This window comes from Lysinibacillus sp. UBA5994 (assembly GCF_002429725.1).
Lineage (GTDB): Bacteria > Bacillota > Bacilli > Bacillales_A > Planococcaceae > Lysinibacillus > Lysinibacillus capsici.
In genome coordinates, this window is sequence record NZ_DJAU01000002.1 from 89933 (window position 1) to 105715 (window position 15783).

General features: G+C 38.5%; 14 protein-coding genes and 1 pseudogene. 3 read left to right on the forward strand and 12 right to left on the reverse strand.

All coding sequences use genetic code 11. The features are described 5' to 3' along the window. Positions 1-199 precede the first annotated feature (199 nt). The gene (locus B3D98_RS00745; protein WP_081010969.1) at positions 200-544 is read left to right on the forward strand and encodes a thioredoxin family protein; all 345 of its coding nucleotides are present in this window, start codon (positions 200-202) and stop codon (positions 542-544) included. 56 nt (positions 545-600) lie between these two features. Further along, entirely contained in the window at positions 601-1104 is a 504-nt protein-coding gene (locus tag B3D98_RS00750) for a C39 family peptidase (RefSeq protein WP_054549466.1), read from the forward strand. 90 nt (positions 1105-1194) lie between these two features. Here the strand turns inward: B3D98_RS00750 and B3D98_RS00755 are convergent, their stop codons facing one another. The 9 genes from B3D98_RS00755 to B3D98_RS00795 all read right to left on the reverse strand — a co-directional run bounded on the left by B3D98_RS00755 (position 1195) and on the right by B3D98_RS00795 (position 11010). Then, positions 1195-2082 carry a 5'-3' exonuclease gene (locus B3D98_RS00755; protein WP_004228212.1) on the reverse strand — a complete coding sequence of 296 codons (888 nt, stop codon included), beginning with the start codon at positions 2080-2082 and terminating at the stop codon, positions 1195-1197. 115 nt (positions 2083-2197) lie between these two features. Continuing rightward, the gene (locus B3D98_RS00760) at positions 2198-3184 is read right to left on the reverse strand and encodes an agmatinase family protein (protein WP_288579743.1); all 987 of its coding nucleotides are present in this window, start codon (positions 3182-3184) and stop codon (positions 2198-2200) included. Between the two features lie 389 nt (positions 3185-3573). Beyond that, the gene (locus tag B3D98_RS00765; protein WP_288579744.1) at positions 3574-4566 is read right to left on the reverse strand and encodes a polysaccharide deacetylase family protein; all 993 of its coding nucleotides are present in this window, start codon (positions 4564-4566) and stop codon (positions 3574-3576) included. 4 nt (positions 4567-4570) lie between these two features. Then, the gene (locus tag B3D98_RS00770; RefSeq protein ID WP_231595696.1) at positions 4571-5317 is read right to left on the reverse strand and encodes a hypothetical protein; all 747 of its coding nucleotides are present in this window, start codon (positions 5315-5317) and stop codon (positions 4571-4573) included. Then, entirely contained in the window at positions 5298-6971 is a 1674-nt protein-coding gene (locus B3D98_RS00775) for a GNAT family N-acetyltransferase (protein WP_288579745.1), read from the reverse strand. The genes B3D98_RS00770 and B3D98_RS00775 overlap by 20 nt, the downstream gene beginning before the upstream one ends. A 1-nt stretch (position 6972) precedes the next feature. Next, the gene (locus B3D98_RS00780) at positions 6973-8103 is read right to left on the reverse strand and encodes a glycosyltransferase family 4 protein (RefSeq protein WP_175400733.1); all 1131 of its coding nucleotides are present in this window, start codon (positions 8101-8103) and stop codon (positions 6973-6975) included. 10 nt (positions 8104-8113) lie between these two features. Further along, complete coding sequence (locus B3D98_RS00785; RefSeq protein ID WP_048394351.1) at positions 8114-8749, reverse strand: sugar transferase; 636 nt, start codon at positions 8747-8749, stop codon at positions 8114-8116. A 141-nt stretch (positions 8750-8890) separates the two neighbouring features. Beyond that, positions 8891-9340: an SACOL1771 family peroxiredoxin gene (locus B3D98_RS00790; RefSeq protein WP_054549471.1), complete on the reverse strand. Its 450-nt coding sequence runs from the start codon at positions 9338-9340 to the stop codon at positions 8891-8893. 68 nt (positions 9341-9408) lie between these two features. Further along, entirely contained in the window at positions 9409-11010 is a 1602-nt protein-coding gene (locus B3D98_RS00795) for a Na/Pi cotransporter family protein (protein ID WP_288579877.1), read from the reverse strand. A 224-nt stretch (positions 11011-11234) separates the two neighbouring features. Here B3D98_RS00795 and B3D98_RS00800 point away from each other — a divergent pair, with 224 nt between their 5' ends. Continuing rightward, entirely contained in the window at positions 11235-11852 is a 618-nt protein-coding gene (locus B3D98_RS00800; protein WP_288579746.1) for a 3-ketosteroid-delta-1-dehydrogenase, read from the forward strand. 38 nt (positions 11853-11890) lie between these two features. Here the strand turns inward: B3D98_RS00800 and B3D98_RS00805 are convergent, their stop codons facing one another. The 3 genes and pseudogenes from B3D98_RS00805 to B3D98_RS00815 all read right to left on the reverse strand — a co-directional run. Further along, positions 11891-13504, reverse strand: coding sequence for a GNAT family N-acetyltransferase (locus B3D98_RS00805; protein ID WP_288579747.1), 1614 nt, complete (start codon positions 13502-13504; stop codon positions 11891-11893). Between the two features lie 133 nt (positions 13505-13637). Continuing rightward, on the reverse strand, positions 13638-15326 hold the full coding sequence (locus B3D98_RS00810) for an FAD-dependent oxidoreductase (RefSeq protein WP_066037161.1): 1689 nt from the start codon (positions 15324-15326) through the stop codon (positions 13638-13640). 232 nt (positions 15327-15558) lie between these two features. Continuing rightward, positions 15559-15776: pseudogene (locus B3D98_RS00815) on the reverse strand (glutathione-dependent formaldehyde dehydrogenase); the annotation flags it as partial. Positions 15777-15783 lie beyond the last annotated feature (7 nt).

Below are 15783 nucleotides of genomic sequence, written 5' to 3' on the forward strand. Positions count from 1 at the left end.
TGACACTTCTCAATGAATGAAGATAAAACTACTTTTCTGTTTTTAGTGTAGATTATTTTGTCTAATTTAGCAATCTTTTTTCAAGAATTATTTTTGCAGTATACATCTTTTTTTGTTTTTAACGAGCTAAAAAAGGACAAGAAGTAGCGATTGAAACGGCCAAACAGAAAACTTTCAGATTGCGAGAAAAATGTGTAGAATGGAAAGCAAGGAGAGTGAATACTTAATGAAAACTATTACTACTGCAGAACAATTTAACGAATTAATCGCTGGCGACCAAAAAGTTTTAGTGAAATTTTATGCTGGCTGGTGCCCTGATTGCACACGTATGAATATGTTCATCGATCCAATCATTGAAGAGTACAACCAATATGATTGGTATGAGCTAAACCGAGACGAGCTTCCAGAAATCGCTGATAAGTACGATGTTATGGGAATTCCAAGTCTATTGATTTTCCAAAATGGTGAAAAACTTGCACACTTACATAGTGCAAATGCAAAAACACCTCAGCAAGTAACAGAATTTTTATCTGCTCAACAATAATGGCGAGAGAGCTGCATTTCTTCTTGAAATGCAGCTCTTTTTGAAAGGAGTTTATTATGCGTCAACAATTGGCACTACGAGGGGCTTCACAATATGAGATTTCCATTGCACCAAGCTATCGCAATTCTGCCTGTGGACCTACTACGATTCATGTCATCTTAAAATTTTTAAATGAGTCAGCTCCTTCAATTAATGAGCTATATAAACTGCTTGGTGGTACAAAAATTGGCTTATTCAAATGGAGACTGATTCACAATCTTCGTCAATTGCTTCCAACTTGGGATATTCGAACATGTTCATTAAAGGAAGCTCTACAGGAAATTGACGCAGGTCGACCAGTTGCTATGCGTTTTGATCGCTATTTTAGCCTTCAGTGGCGTGATAAAAAATCAACCTTTGCTTATCATTGGGTACCGCTTATAGGCTATGAGATAAAAAATGATGAGCTATGGCTAATATTCCATGATAATGGTGGTCCGCAACGTGATAGCCAAATTCGTCAGGCTCTCTATAAAGACAACGAAAAGGTATTATCCTTCGTGAAAATGGTTCCTTACTAGAGCAAATATCGATTAGCCTTCTTTTTGCTCTCTATTCTTTTCCTTACAATAAAAAAAGCAGAGCATATGACTATACTCTGCGATGATTGATTAAATAAGCGAATACAAAGAACGGGCGTGCTTGGCAATTAGTGTGTAGCCACGCTCTTCTATTGCTTTAAAAATATGTGGTTCGTAAGTTGGTAACACAAGGCTTGTAAAATCAGCGTCAATTGGTACATTGGTTTGAATCGTTGCAAGCTCATGTGATAGCTGCAACATATCTAAATTATCTTGAATTTTTGTTCTTTGACCTGGCTTCAATTCACCGAGTGATGCCAGTATTTTGTCTATTGAGCCATATGTTTGAATAAGCGTTAACGCTTGTTTTGGGCCAATCCCTTTCACACCTGGATAGCCATCACTTGAATCACCCATAAAGGCTTTCACCTGTGCAAACTGTGAAGGTTCAATACAATATTCTTCTTTAAAGCGAGCATGCGTATAAATATCGTATTCTGTATAGCCCTTTTTCATAAACGCAATTTCTGTAGATGGCCTTAAAAGCTGAAGTAAATCCTTATCACCACTAATGACCGTAATGTCTGCCTCGTCCTGCCATTTCGTTATCATGGAGCCAATTAAATCATCTGCCTCCATGCCCTTCACCCCGAAATTTTGCCAACCCATTTGCTGCGATAAATTTTTCGCCATATCAAATTGTGGTAGCATTTCCTCTGGAGGTGCTGGGCGATTCGCTTTATAGCCATCAAATAAATCATTGCGGAATGTATGTGCGCCCATATCCCAGCAAACAGCCATATGTGTTGGCTTCATAATAGTTTGTGCTGTTAGAACATGTCGCACAAATCCTTGGGCCCCATTCGTAGGTGTTCCATCTGCCAAGCGAATAAAATGCCCCATGGCAGCCGAAGCGAAAAAAGAACGGAATAACAGTGCCATACCGTCGACAATCAATAATCTTGGTTTTGTTGTCATCATAAATTTCCTCTCTATTACAATACAAAGTTTGTATTTATTTATTGTTTTCTATTTAAACATTATAGCAAACTTTTAAAAATCAGCATTGTTAATACTCGGAAATACACTTGCTTTACAACATAACCTTTCCTTTTTTCGAGATACGATTGCGATGATCTAGTTGAATGCCTGTCAACCATTGTAAAAATGCAGTTACACCGATTTTAACAGTTTCTGGACGTAGTATACCTTCTTTAGGATCAGCATAAACAAAATCAATATGACGAACACCCTCATTTTCGCCAATAAGCTTGAGGATATCGAATAACTCATAAGCCGTTAAACCACCAGGTGAAGCTGCAGGAACATCACAGGCAAATACAATATCAAGTGCATCTAAATCCACAGACACATAAATGCGATCTACTTCATACATAAGCTGACGCAGCATTTCACGTATTGTGAGTTGAATACCATCACGCCGCATTTGCTTTAACGTAATCATATGAATGCCTTGTTCTTTAGCATAATGAATCATTTCGGGTGAATTGAAAAAGCCATGCAAACCGACATTATAGACATGTCTCCCCTCAACAACCCCTGCTGCAATTAACTGATGAATTGGAGAATCTTGTGCTAAACCAATTTCCTCTTGGTTTCTTGCATCTAAATGCGTGTCAATATGAATGATGCCAATGCGATCCTGTGGGAAGGCATTTTTTATACCTTTTATGGAGTGCGCTGTAATAGTATGATCTCCCCCAATCAAACAAGTAAAACTTCTTTGAAAGGCTATACTTAAATTTTCTGCAGCAGCCTCGATGGCAGATTCCGAAAGCATTCGATCATTTTCTAGAATCGCCACATCCCCAATGTCCACAACTGAAAGGGCACGTAAATTCACCTGCTCATCTAAATTATATGATTGAAAACCTGGCCAAGCCTTACGAAAGGCTGTTGGGTATTGCGCTTTTGACGACGCACCATTGGTATATGATAAAAGCGCTCCATATACGACAATATCCACCTCATTCGGATTCGGATTTGTTTGCTGCTTTATCCACTGATGCATAGCTGATCCATTCTCCTGTTTCCATTGGCATTCTGATTGTATAAACATATTCATCTACCACCTTCTTCTCTTTTCCATTCAAGTTCAATTGACCTAAATCAATTGGTGCTCCCCTGTAAATGTCCTAACATATTTTCTTTATAGTAATAGTACCATTCGTACAATGATTTTCGTCAAAGTTTTTCTTTTTTTCTCTTATATTGAAAATATTCTTTTGATAAACAAAAAAAGCAAACGTGAAATCAGTTTGCTTAGAAATTACATGTTTCTTTTGTTAGGAGATTGTGGCTGTTCTCAACTTTTTGAGTGTTGTTCACCTACCTTGAGCGCTTTGACACTCTTAATAAATGACTTTCTCTCGTTTACAAGCACTTTAATTACTCTTCAGAGAGCAAACCTCTTTTTACCAACTCTTCGTACAGAGAGCTCTTCCATTATTACTTCTGCTGTTTCGAAAGGCTATCGCAAAGTTCCGCTACCTCATACATGGAATAGCTTTGAAAATTATATTGATTACGCAGTTCTTGATGATAACTTAATAGTTCTTCTAGCATCGCCAAATTCTTATCAATATGCTTGCCAAAATTATGAGGATGCCACCATAAATGATAAAAGGCTTGTGCCTGTGCAGCCTTGAGCATGCCTTCCTTTATTCGCTTTACTTTTAAATTTTCGAATATACGCAATGGACTACAGTATGGCCTTAAAAAAGCACTTGATCGAATATTAATCAGTTGCTCCTCTTGCATTTCTTCCAGGGTGGCTATATGATGACCAGTTATATTCCAATAGCTATCTAACCACTTCTTAGCACCTAAAAGTCTTCCCTTTTTCGTAAACTTTTGTGCGTCATATAGCTCATGATTTTCGGTGCCTCTATAGCAAACATACCCCGCTTCTATACATGCTGTAAAATAGTCTTTGTTTACTTGATTACGAGGAAAGACAATCGATTTCATAGGCGCAGTATAACCGTCACTAATTGTTTTGGTTGCATGTAAATCTGCACAAAAGGCAGCTTCTGTTTGGCCCTTCTCCAAGCAATAAAAATGAGAAAAGGTATGACTTCCTATTTCCTGATGTGGTGTACGTTTAATTTCCTCTATTAAAGATTTACCAAAATGCAGTAGATCTTCTTGTTCATTTTCGCCAACTTTTGCAAGCTGTGTATGTGCTGCAAAGCGCATATTTTCATATTTCACAGGGATACCTCGCAAATAATGAGCCATTTCTGCCTTTGATTCAGCAAACAATAATCCAACTGTAGCCCAAGTTGCATGGATGTCATATTGCTCAAATAACGCTAGTATCCTGGGCAAGGCTTTACGGACACCATATAGGTTTTTATTGTATTGGCCATAACGAAATACGTCATGGACACCCCAATTCAGCTCAAAATCTAATGAAATAACGAGACCCCCACCATTCATGTTGCTACTTCCTCCATTTTTGCACACCTAGTAAAAGTGCACGTATTTTTGATTGGATAATGTAGCCTGAGTAAACATGAACAACCTGGCCACCAAAGCTTAATTTAAAGGCTCGTACATTTCGATTGTCCGTTAATTCTCCCATATCATATAAGACAAAACCTTGCTCCTTTAGGTGTAGCAGGTTATGCCAAATTAAAAACCGATTTGCATAACGGAAAGGACGTTTTAATTGTGCAGGCAATGCGGTTGCATGACATGTTGCCTCGAAATAAGACATCGCTTTTTTCTCATGCACAATATCTAATCGATAACATAATGTCTGTCCACAAAAACTCTGGATCTCCGATAATAATAAGGCACCCTGTTCATTGAGGAGCAGAATGGTTTCCATTTGCGACTTGCCGATTGCTTCAATTTTTTTTCTTTTGGCAAATTGATTGTAAAATTGCTGAAAGGCTTTCAAATTTTCTATGGATGGCTCTTTATACAAAATGACTTGATAGGATTCTTTTTGGGCACGTCGTAAGATTTTACGATTACCTTCAGACAGTGCTAAATACAATGAAAGCTCATGCTCTTGCAAATAAATGTGAATCGTTTCGCTTTTTACAAGCTTCCGACTTGGTACTAATGAATGCGTATAGCCTACAACTTTCATAGACTTTCGAAAATTGGCTGGCTTTTCGAGAAAATAAAAATGCTGCATTGCGATATTCCATCGCTTACTTTTAATGGACAGAATGTACATCGCCCCCACTCTCTGTATATTTTTCTACACGGTGTCGCTCAAAACGAGCAAGTTTATAATGTTTCATTCGAGAAATAGGTTTATAGCCTAGTTGTACTAAGCGCTTGCGCTTGCGCCATTGCCAAAAACTTACCGATACCCACAATGTTTGTGCTGGTTTTATTTTCCGTAAAAAAGCTGTAATAATGTCGATTTGTTTGAAAACATCATAGGCTACAAAATAGGTTTGCTTCGGTAAGGCTTCTACAATTTGCATTGAATCCACTCGCCAGTTTGTGGCATGTAATGCAAACGCCAGCTTATTCGTTTCCGCAAAGGAGTCTTTATAAATCGTATAGCCCTTATAAAGGAGGGCCATGACTTCTTCCTGATCAAGTTGCATCGCTTCCTGAATCGACATTTCTTCAAATAAGTTTCCGACAGGTTGCTGTGGTGATACGTCATCTGATGGGGATAATTCATACAGCTCCACTTGTTTCAAACGAATAAATTTTTCTACGAATTGTTGTCCATATTCTAGCCAATCTTTTACCTTTCCATACTTTACTAAATATCGTAAATGGCCCAGTGTGTTACGCTTCCAATCTACGACTCGTTGGTTCCCTTTCATAAATTCTTTGAGCCTTTGCTTTAACGATAAAAAACCTGCCAGTAGATTTGTACGTTTCGTACCGCTGCTAGCAAGCATCTGTCTTGTAAAATCAATGTCTGAACGCCAATCAAATTTATAAGACTCATAGCCTATGCTCATATCATATAAGCGATAGTTAGCAGTAAACGTTCGCTGGATGGCTTCCTGAGTGACTATCCGACCAGCACCAAATAAATTAAAAGTTGGCTCATGTGCAAGAGCATATGTTACATAGCGGCCACGACAGTATAATCCATAGGTAAAAGCAATCCACTGGTTTTCAAAGACAAGTGCATCGACCTCTACCTGTAACGCCTCACCTTTAAGCATCGTTAAACGCTCAAAAAAATCTCTTTTCTTGCCTTTTGTAAAGCCACTTGTATCTAGTTTTTTTGCCCAACGTCGATCAAATAACCGAAACATTTGCCAAAGCTCATCCTGTGAAGCCTCACGTCTTTCTAAGGAGCCTAAATTTCTTAGTTTTCGTTCTCGTCGATCAACGCCATGCATTTTTCGACGTTGATTGAAATGGCGCTGAAAATCAATTTCCGAAAAAGCAAGATAGGGTGTCACAACTCGGAACAGGCTTGTACGTAATTGTCTTTCTACAAAGTATTGCTCTAAGATCTTAGTAGACACCTTGCTTTCTAATAACCCATGCAAGGAAAAAAGAATATGCCGATGCTTTTTAATGAGCTCATCAAAAACAAAGGTTGTAACTTGCTGTAACCATTCCTTTTTAGCCACAACCCCTGTATAATTGGCGATGTTTTCTCCCGCAAAAGCATACACCCTTACCCCCCAACGAATAGACACTGTAAAAGGAAAAAAGGCCCTAATTGTCCCCTCATGTTCAATGGCGTAAAGCTCTACACGCACTTTCCGTCCTACAATTTGCCACCAATTATAAAACCAAGCAAATTCTATAAATGGATTATCATTGTTCTCTTCTTCTAAAATGGCATCCCAAATTTCCTTGTACCACATAAGCTCATCATCAGTTCTAATGCGAATTAATTGCAATTTAATCCCCTTTCTTCACTAGTTCTGAAACAGCCTGTTGATAAACCATTAATGTTTTTTGATACATGGGGATGAAGGTGAAGTACTGTAAATAACGCTGCTCACTTGCCGTCCCCATTTCCCCTCTTAAAGGAGCATCCATTAATAATTGATGCAGCCTCTTCTTCAATAATTCATTATTCTCTCGCTCCACTAAAAACCCATTGTCATGATCAATAATAAGCTCTTTCACACCCCCTACATTTGTTGCAATAATAGGAAGTCCTACACGCATCGCTTCAATAATCGAAATCGGCAAGCCTTCCCAATCTGATAACAGAACAAATAGGTGGCCTTTCTCAAGATAAGAATGAACGTCTAATTGATTACCTAAAAATGTTACACGATTGGATAATCGATTTTGTTCAACGAAATGTTCTAGAGCTGGACGCAGAGAACCATCTCCAATCAATTGAAGGTGCCAAGGGATATCTGTCAGTTCCGCTAAAGTCTTTAACAGGACATCTTGTCTTTTAGGCACTTCAAAACGAGCAACCATGACAATGACTGGCTGCTCCATGCATATCTTTTCAGTTGTCTTATTTCTCTCGATAGGGTCAATGCCGTTGTGAATAGTCAGCAATTTATGAGCAGGAGCGACCTTTTTCATTAGTGCTAGTTCCCGATCATATTCAGACACTGTAATAATTTTTGTCGTAAATGGCTGAATTGATCTTTCCATCCGTTGATAGAATAGCTTTTTCTTGTAAGGAACACCTTCTGTAAAGCTCCAGCTATGTGCCGTAAAAATAGTTGGAATTTGTAACAACCTACCAACTATGCGACCAATCACACCAGCCTTAGAGGAGTGGGTGGCTATAACATCTGGTTGTAGATGTTTGAAAACGGCTCTTAATTGCCAAAATGCTTGAAGATCTTTCGCTAGATGAATAGCCCGTTGAAGAGCAGATATACTGATAACAGGGATTTTATGCTCTTGTAAGTGCCACAGTGATGGTTGGTAGGAGCCCGTCACTACTGTGACATCATGCCCATCCTGTTTTAAGTGGATAGCAAGTGCCTCCACATGTTTTTGCGCACCTCCAACTTTATCCATTCTTGTAATAAGCTGAACGATCTTCAGTATGGCCACTCCTTATTTTTTAATAAGCACCTGTGCGTGCAACGACAACATAAATTGTCTTCAACAAAATTTGGACATCCAACCAAAAGGAATAATGATCAACGTATTCAATGTCATATGATATTTTTTGTCCATGTGAAATATTCGACCTACCATTAATTTGAGCGAGGCCTGTTAATCCTGGCTTTACCTCCAAACGCCGAGCCTGTAAGGAATTATATGCATTCGTGATCGTTGGTACTTCAGGACGTGGACCTACAATGCTCATATCACCTTTTAACACATTTAAAAGTTGTGGAATTTCATCAATACTGAGTTTTCGAAGAATAGCGCCCACTTTTGTGATGCGTGTATCTTGCTCTGTTTTAAAATAATAATCATCAGGGATACCATCAGCACAAATAGTCGGCATATTGACTGGAACTGCCTGAATACACATTGTTCGTAGCTTCCAAATCACAAAGCGGTGATGATCGAGGCCAGTTCGGATTTGTTTAAAAAAAATGGGGCGACCTGTCGTTATGAGTAAAATGAGGAATATAGCTAGCATTAGAGGAATTGTTATAAAAAGCAAAAATAATGCCCCAATAATATCGAATATTCTTTTGCCGTACTGACCATAGAATGTGAGATTCTGAGCTGTCTGAACGTGCAATACATCATCCTTTGCATTTTTTTAGCACTTAACTCTATATATTCATTTTGAACATTTCTAGAACTATTTTAGAAAAAGTGCTTATTTTATGAAAAAAAGAGTTATATCAGCGTTACTTGCTGAATAACTCTTGCTGTCTTATTATATGCTTGCTTCAAAAATTTGAACATCACATTCAATTACAACATTACCTTTTAATGCTTTACTGATCATACATGTTTGTTCAGCCTTGTGTGCTAAGCGTAGAAGTCTTTTTTCAAGATGTTCTGTTAGCTCTTGCACAATAATAGTCGGTTTATGGACAATTTTTTCATACGTAAAAATGCCATTTTCTACACTAACAAATCCATGGGCCTGCATGGATAATTCCAGTACATCTATTTCTGACCTTTCGAATAAAGCAGCTAGTGTAATTAAATAACAGGTTGCAGCTGCCCCTAAAAGCATTTCATCTGGATTTGTACCAATGCCAGGTCCATTCATTTCCCGAGGAATAGAAATTTGTGTTTGCAAATTACTAGCTTGGATATTTCCTGTACCGTTTCTTCCTTCTGACCAAGTTAAGTCCATTGTAAATTTATGCTGAACCATTCTAGATCCTCCTTTATTTGTAAAGCGAAGAAAAATGCCCGCTTACAAACGTAAGACGAGCATTCCATTTATTCAACTGTTACTGTATTTTTTTCTGTGTCAATATGACGACCTTTCTTAGTCACGGTTTGGTACTCTGCAAGACGAGCGGTCGTACGCCAATAGTGATAGACAAGTCGATCAATCCACAGCAAAGTCTCCACTTTCAATACAGCTGTCTCTAACTCTACCACATTTTCAACAGTGTGCTCAAAGTATGCGTTTCGTTTATCACGACGCACCGTAGCCATTTCAGAGGAAGTAACCTCAAGCAAGGTAGCAATCTCAGGTAGACGTTCATCCTCATCAATGATTAGTAGTACTTTTTCCAATACCTCTAACCACTTTTGGGTTAATGTCTCCTGTAATTGAAAGGCATTTGGATGTTGCTCACGTAATGCCTTTGACAAACGATATAAGTGGTCTAAAGCATGTAAAAGGGCAATATGCTTATACCGTTCTTTTTGAGAGGAAGATTGAATAGCATCCATAAATAAACGTGTTTTTTCGATTGCCTCATCTATTTGAGCCAATCTACTGTCTGTTTCAGCTGTGCGTTTTTTTCCTTGAATAAGGGAAACGAGTACTGTCGTCATTTCCTTAGTAATATCTTGCAATGTATTAAAGGATACCTCTACAGCAACTCCAGGTAGTTTGGCAACACTACTATCTAAATTACGAGTTAAATAATTTCCTTTTTCAGGGATCATTTTTTCAATGGCCTTTGCAAAAGGACGAACAAATGGCACAAAAAGTATCGCGCCAATCACACTAAATAATGTATGGAAAACAGCAATGCCGAGTGTTTCATCAAAGCTACCATTGATGGATTTCGTGACAAACTCTGTAAGAGCAAACATAAACCTTGCACCCAATGTCACTAGTATAGCAGTGACTACATTGAACATTACATGTGTCACAGCTGTTCGTTTTGCAGCTGTTGATGCACCAATCGCAGCAAATAACGCTGTAGCTGTCGTCCCGATATTTTGACCAATGACTAAATAAGCAGCCTGTTCAAAATCAATAGCACCTGCATATAAAGCTGTTAAAGTGGCCGCTATTGCAGCACTAGAAGCTTGCATAATAACCGTCATGATAAGACCCAAAACAATTAAAACTAGTTTTCCACTAATAGAATTTGCACTAAATGCATCGAATGGAATTTTATCTTGTACCGCAGCCATTCCTCCTTGAAGAACATCAATACCTAAAAATAATAAGCCAAAACCAGTCACTAGCCCTCCAATTGCTTTGTAATCACGTGGTGCGAGCAATTGGACAAATACACCAAGCGCAATAAAAGGTAGTGACATTGTCTGCATATTGATCTTAAAGCCGATTAATGAAATAATCCAACCAGTACTCGTACTCCCGATATTGGCGCCAATAATAACGCCAATCGATTGGACAAATGTAAGAAGTCCAGCACTGACAAAACCTATCGTAATCAAGGTCGTGGCCGTGGAGGATTGTACAAGCATTGTCATAAATGTACCAGATAGTACCGAGCTAATGGTCCCACCTGTAAAACGATTGAGCCATTTTTTCAAGGCATCTCCTGCCAATTCCTTTAAACCGTTTGTTAGCATCGTCATTCCAAGTAAAAATAAACCTATGCCCCCAAGCACATTGATCAACCTTTCAACACTCCCTACTAAAATTGTATCTCTATTATGAAAGCTCCTTTTTAAAGGAGTTTTATTCCCCAAACATTCTTAATAGTACCATTATTAATTTTGAGAAAATAGGGATATTTCCCTGCATCGCACAAAATCATCCATTATTTTACGAAAAACAATGTGATAATTTTTATGGTAGAATAGAATAAATAATTCTTTAGGAGATTTTCAAAATGATTTTAACAAAGCAAGAAGCAATACAAGCACTTAAAAAGAACAAATTCATCGGTTTTACTATTACAACGGGTAATATTATTATGAAAAAGATTAATAAAACCGAGTATAATATTTTTGTTTTCGAAGAAGGAAGAGAAAAACCATTACGCTATGTAGGCTCTATCATGAACGTGATGGCGACAATGAGCGATAAAGCTTCTAAAAAAGATTTTGTGATTGTTGAACAACTACCAGCAGGAAACAGCGCTAAAGAAACTCAATCTTCTGAACAAGAAGCAACGACAGAGGAAAAAGTAGCACCAAATGAAGAAAAGCCTTTAGTTGAAGGACAAGAAGAAAGCCGTGCGATTGCTGGCTATGAAGGCTTATATGAAATGACGGCAAGTGGTCGAATTATTACAGTAAGAGAAAACCGCCCATTGGCTCGCTGTAATGATGAATATGGCTTCCATATTGCGCGATTAACAAAGGACGGCAAAGCATCTAGCCATAATGTCTTTGAACTTTGGAAACAGACATTCCCAGAGCTGGAGCACACTCTTTTCAGAGGTGCCTTAAAAGCCAAGTATGGTACAGGCTGTAAGCTAATTGATAAACCTGGTATTCATTTTTAATGAAACACCCTCAGCAAATATGCTGAGGGTGTTGTTATTTAGATATCGTATATTTTTCGCCACTTGAAAATCTTTATTATATTAATTTTAGCTACTTTATGGAAGCCTGCCTGCATGAGCTTTCTTCGTCTGGTTCTCTTATACCAAGGGACTATTGTACAGACTGCTCTCCCTTCCCGCTGCACATCTGCAACGATCTCCTCTAGTCGCAAGCTATCATATTCTTTTATAAACGACATATTGTCTGACAGCTCATAGGAATAGTTAACCGTTTCTTCGGTTACCGTTTGATCGTGTCGCTTATAGATGACATGATCGCTATCTGCAAAGAGTCGATAGCCCTTATAGAAATCTGTAACATTTTTCGCTCGATCCTCCATTGTCATGATGTCTTTCATTGATAATTCTTGAAATCTCACATTTCCGTTACTCTGTTGTTGCTTTGCAATATAAACATCTAAAATATGAATGGCTAGCATTCGTTGGAACATTTTTGTAAAAGCTCTTAGCCAATCTTTCGTGCTTGCATGCTTCAGAAAATAACGCAGTTCTCCTAATCGGTCTCGCTTCAATTTTACTAGCTGATGATTATTCGTTAATAGCCCTTTTAGGCGATCACGCATGACCATCCATAATCGAATACTACGCTCTTTAACTCCTTTTGTACTCATTACAAACTTCCTAGTAAAATCAATATGTGTATACCATTCAAACTTATATGGCTCATAGCCACTTCCTAAGTCATAATAACGATAGCCAGCTTGATGTGCTCTTAGCATATTCTCTTTTTCAATGAGGCGTCCTGGACCAAATAGATTAAAATCTGGCTCATGGCCCATTGCCTGACAAAAATTGCGCTCTCTACAGCATAGGTCAATTGTAAAAGCAATCCACTGTCCTTCAAATTGTAAGCTATCGACTTCTACGCGAAGCTCCTTACTGTTGCTTTTAGCTAGCTGCTCATAAAATAGACGAGTTTGCTTTTCAGTAAAGCCACTTTTATCAATTTTCTTTTGCCATCTTCTCTTGAACAACGTAAACATGTCTTGTAGATGATTGTGATTCACTTCCTGAAAGGCGACATGACCAAGAGACTTTAATTTGTTTTCACGCCGTCTAAGGCTTTTGAATTTCTTGCGATGCTTCTTTAGAAATGTTTCCATAGGAATGGTTTGGAAATCAATATAAGATGTGACAGTTCGAAAAATCGAATGAGGCATCTGATATTCAATCGCATATTTTTCTAATTCTTGAGAGGTATTTTTACTTTCTAATAATCCATGTAACACGATTAAATAACGCTTATATTTTCGTGAAAACTCCTTCAAAAGAAACGTAATCGAAGGTTCTAACCACTCCTTATCAGCAATCACTTCCATATAGGTCGCAAAACCTTGTCCTAAAAAGCTGAAATAATGGATTGTACCAAATCGTACAGAATGCACTAACGGAAAAAAGGCCACTGCTATACCTTGATGCTCCACTATGTAAATTTTGACATTGTCATGAATCCCGAGCGTTGTCCACCAAGTTGAAATCCATTCATACTCAATAAAAGGGTTATTATTATACTCTTTTTCAAGAATCTCTGACCAAATGCTCCGATAGGGCTCTAACTCTTCGATAGTCGTTATGAGTTTATAAGCTAGCAATGAACTAAATCGCTCCTTTTCACATGATCATCGCCATACATTTAGTAGCCACTATATTCCTAGCAAGAAAGTATTAGAACATTACACCAACGTAAAAACCCCTCCTTATTAGAAAGGAAGGGCTTCGTTTCATTTACACGTTTACAAGTGATACCTCATCTTTTGTCACTGCATTGGCCATATGTGCTGTCGCCACAAAGCTTAGTGTCATACCAGGCCCAATGGTTGCGCCTGGGCCAGGATACGTTTCCCCCATGATAGACGCTGAACAATTGCCAGAAGCATACAACCCCTCAATGGGTTCGCCATTCTCCTTTATTACACGAGCATATTCGTCTACTACGAGGCCACCTTTTGTGCCGATGTCTCCAGGATATAGACGCAATGCATAGAATGGTGCTTTCTTGATTTCTGCTAAATTTGGATTTGGTAGTGTCGGGTCCCCGTAGTAATTATCGTAGGCACTATCTCCTCGATAAAAATCATCATCATGTCCGTTCCGCGCAAAGTCATTAAAACGATTCACCGTTGCTACTAGGTTCTCCGCTGGCACTTCCATTTGTTTGGCAAGCTCTTCAATTGTTTCCGCACTTTTTGCAACTCCATGCTCAAACCAACTTTTCGGGAATGCCTGTCCTGGGAACAATCCTGTAAAAATATAACGGCTTTTAGCTGAAGCATCAATTAATATCCAGGAAGGAACTGCCTGCTGTGTGACCTCTTGATGCTTATACATCGTATCCACGAATTCATGATATGGAGCCGCTTCATTGACAAAACGTTGCCCTGCACTATCCACTACAATCATATTGGGCACGCCACGATCTGCCACAAGGAAGAATGGATGTCCTTGTGGATCAATAACAGAAGGCGCTCCCCATACTTTATCCATTAAATCCAACGTCGCACCAATTTTTACGCCAGGTTCAAGGATGTCACCTGTTTGACCTTCTGGAGAAGAAGTCCATGCAGCATTCGTAGGACTTGGTAAATACTTTTCACGAAGTGTCTGATTATGTGAGAAGCCACCTGATGACAGAACAACACCTTTCTTTGCCTCAATTTTAAGCTCTTGTCCATCTCGTTCCACAATAATTCCAATTACTCTTCCTTTGCCCATAATGAAATCTTTAAAGGCCGTTGATAGCCAAAGCTCACCATTTGCTTCTGCAAGGGAGAGGCGTAAACGTGCAATTAAAGCTTCTCCTAATGCTACTGGATCGCTCTTAGTCACCTTTGACTTGACTAAACGCGCCCCTAATTTCAGTGCAGTAGTTTTACCTTTTAGCGTCCGGGTAATCATATTTACTTTATGAAACTCGTAGCTATTCATCGTGAAGCCTTTTGTTGATAGAGTTGCACGACGCATAGAATTTGCTAAAGAGCCCATTTTTGTTAAATCGAAAATAAGTGGTTCAATGGAGCGTCCCTGTGACAACCCACCTGGTTTTTCTGGATAATAATCCGAGTAGCCTTTTGCATATTGGAAGCGCATATGCTTTGTTTTATTGTATAAAAAGCGTAACATTTCAGGCCCTCTCGTAATATAAGCTTCCTTTAGCTCTTCTGGCACACGATCACCGATTGTTGAATCTAGATATTGGCGTGCAAGTTCATGTGTATCTGGGACACCTGCACCTTTAATGATATGATTATTAGGAATCCATAAAGCACCGCCTGAAATAGCAGAAGCACCACCATAGCGATCTGTTTTTTCTATCACTAATGATTTCATTCCTTGTAACTTTGCTGTTAAACCTGCTGTCAATCCCGCTGCACCAGAGCCTACTACTACTACATCATAACTAGCATCCCATTTCATTCAACCATTCCTCCCTATATGAGCTAAATCGATGAATCTGTCCTTTCTATTAAAAAGTATAGAATTAAACCAATATTCAGTCAATTTAAACCATTCCCTATTTTTCCACAAAAAAAGGAGCATACTCACTCGATTTAAGGGTTTAGAATCACCTTTATACAGTTATCTTCCCGTCCACAAAATATTTCATAGGCTACTTGCTTCTTCTAATGGCAATTGATATGTAATGGTACGATACATTAAAAGGCAAGACGACACGGTCACCCTTTTTCACTTTTGTCACATGCTCTTACCTATTACATAATTCTTATGTGACAGAATAGCGCCTTGGTAAATATGCAAATCAGTTCCACGAAGAGCAGTAGAAGTGATTTTCACAATAATATCATCCTTCTTTTAACAGTTGGACCCTCTAATATCTTTATTTCCATGATAGGTTATAGCCTTCACGACAACA

Excerpts from the sequence above, each read along its gene's own strand:
- B3D98_RS00760 (WP_288579743.1), bottom strand. The coding sequence starts at position 3,184 with ATGTTTATACAATCAGAATGCCAATGGAAACAGGAGAATGGATCAGCT.
- B3D98_RS00790 (WP_054549471.1), bottom strand. The coding sequence starts at position 9,340 with ATGGTTCAGCATAAATTTACAATGGACTTAACTTGGTCAGAAGGAAGA.
- B3D98_RS00800 (WP_288579746.1), top strand. The coding sequence starts at position 11,235 with ATGATTTTAACAAAGCAAGAAGCAATACAAGCACTTAAAAAGAACAAA.
- B3D98_RS00765 (WP_288579744.1), bottom strand. The coding sequence starts at position 4,566 with ATGAATGGTGGGGGTCTCGTTATTTCATTAGATTTTGAGCTGAATTGG.
- B3D98_RS00755 (WP_004228212.1), bottom strand. The coding sequence starts at position 2,082 with ATGACAACAAAACCAAGATTATTGATTGTCGACGGTATGGCACTGTTA.
- B3D98_RS00770 (WP_231595696.1), bottom strand. The coding sequence starts at position 5,317 with ATGTACATTCTGTCCATTAAAAGTAAGCGATGGAATATCGCAATGCAG.
- B3D98_RS00810 (WP_066037161.1), bottom strand. The coding sequence starts at position 15,326 with ATGAAATGGGATGCTAGTTATGATGTAGTAGTAGTAGGCTCTGGTGCA.
- B3D98_RS00745 (WP_081010969.1), top strand. The coding sequence starts at position 200 with ATGGAAAGCAAGGAGAGTGAATACTTAATGAAAACTATTACTACTGCA.
- B3D98_RS00750 (WP_054549466.1), top strand. The coding sequence starts at position 601 with ATGCGTCAACAATTGGCACTACGAGGGGCTTCACAATATGAGATTTCC.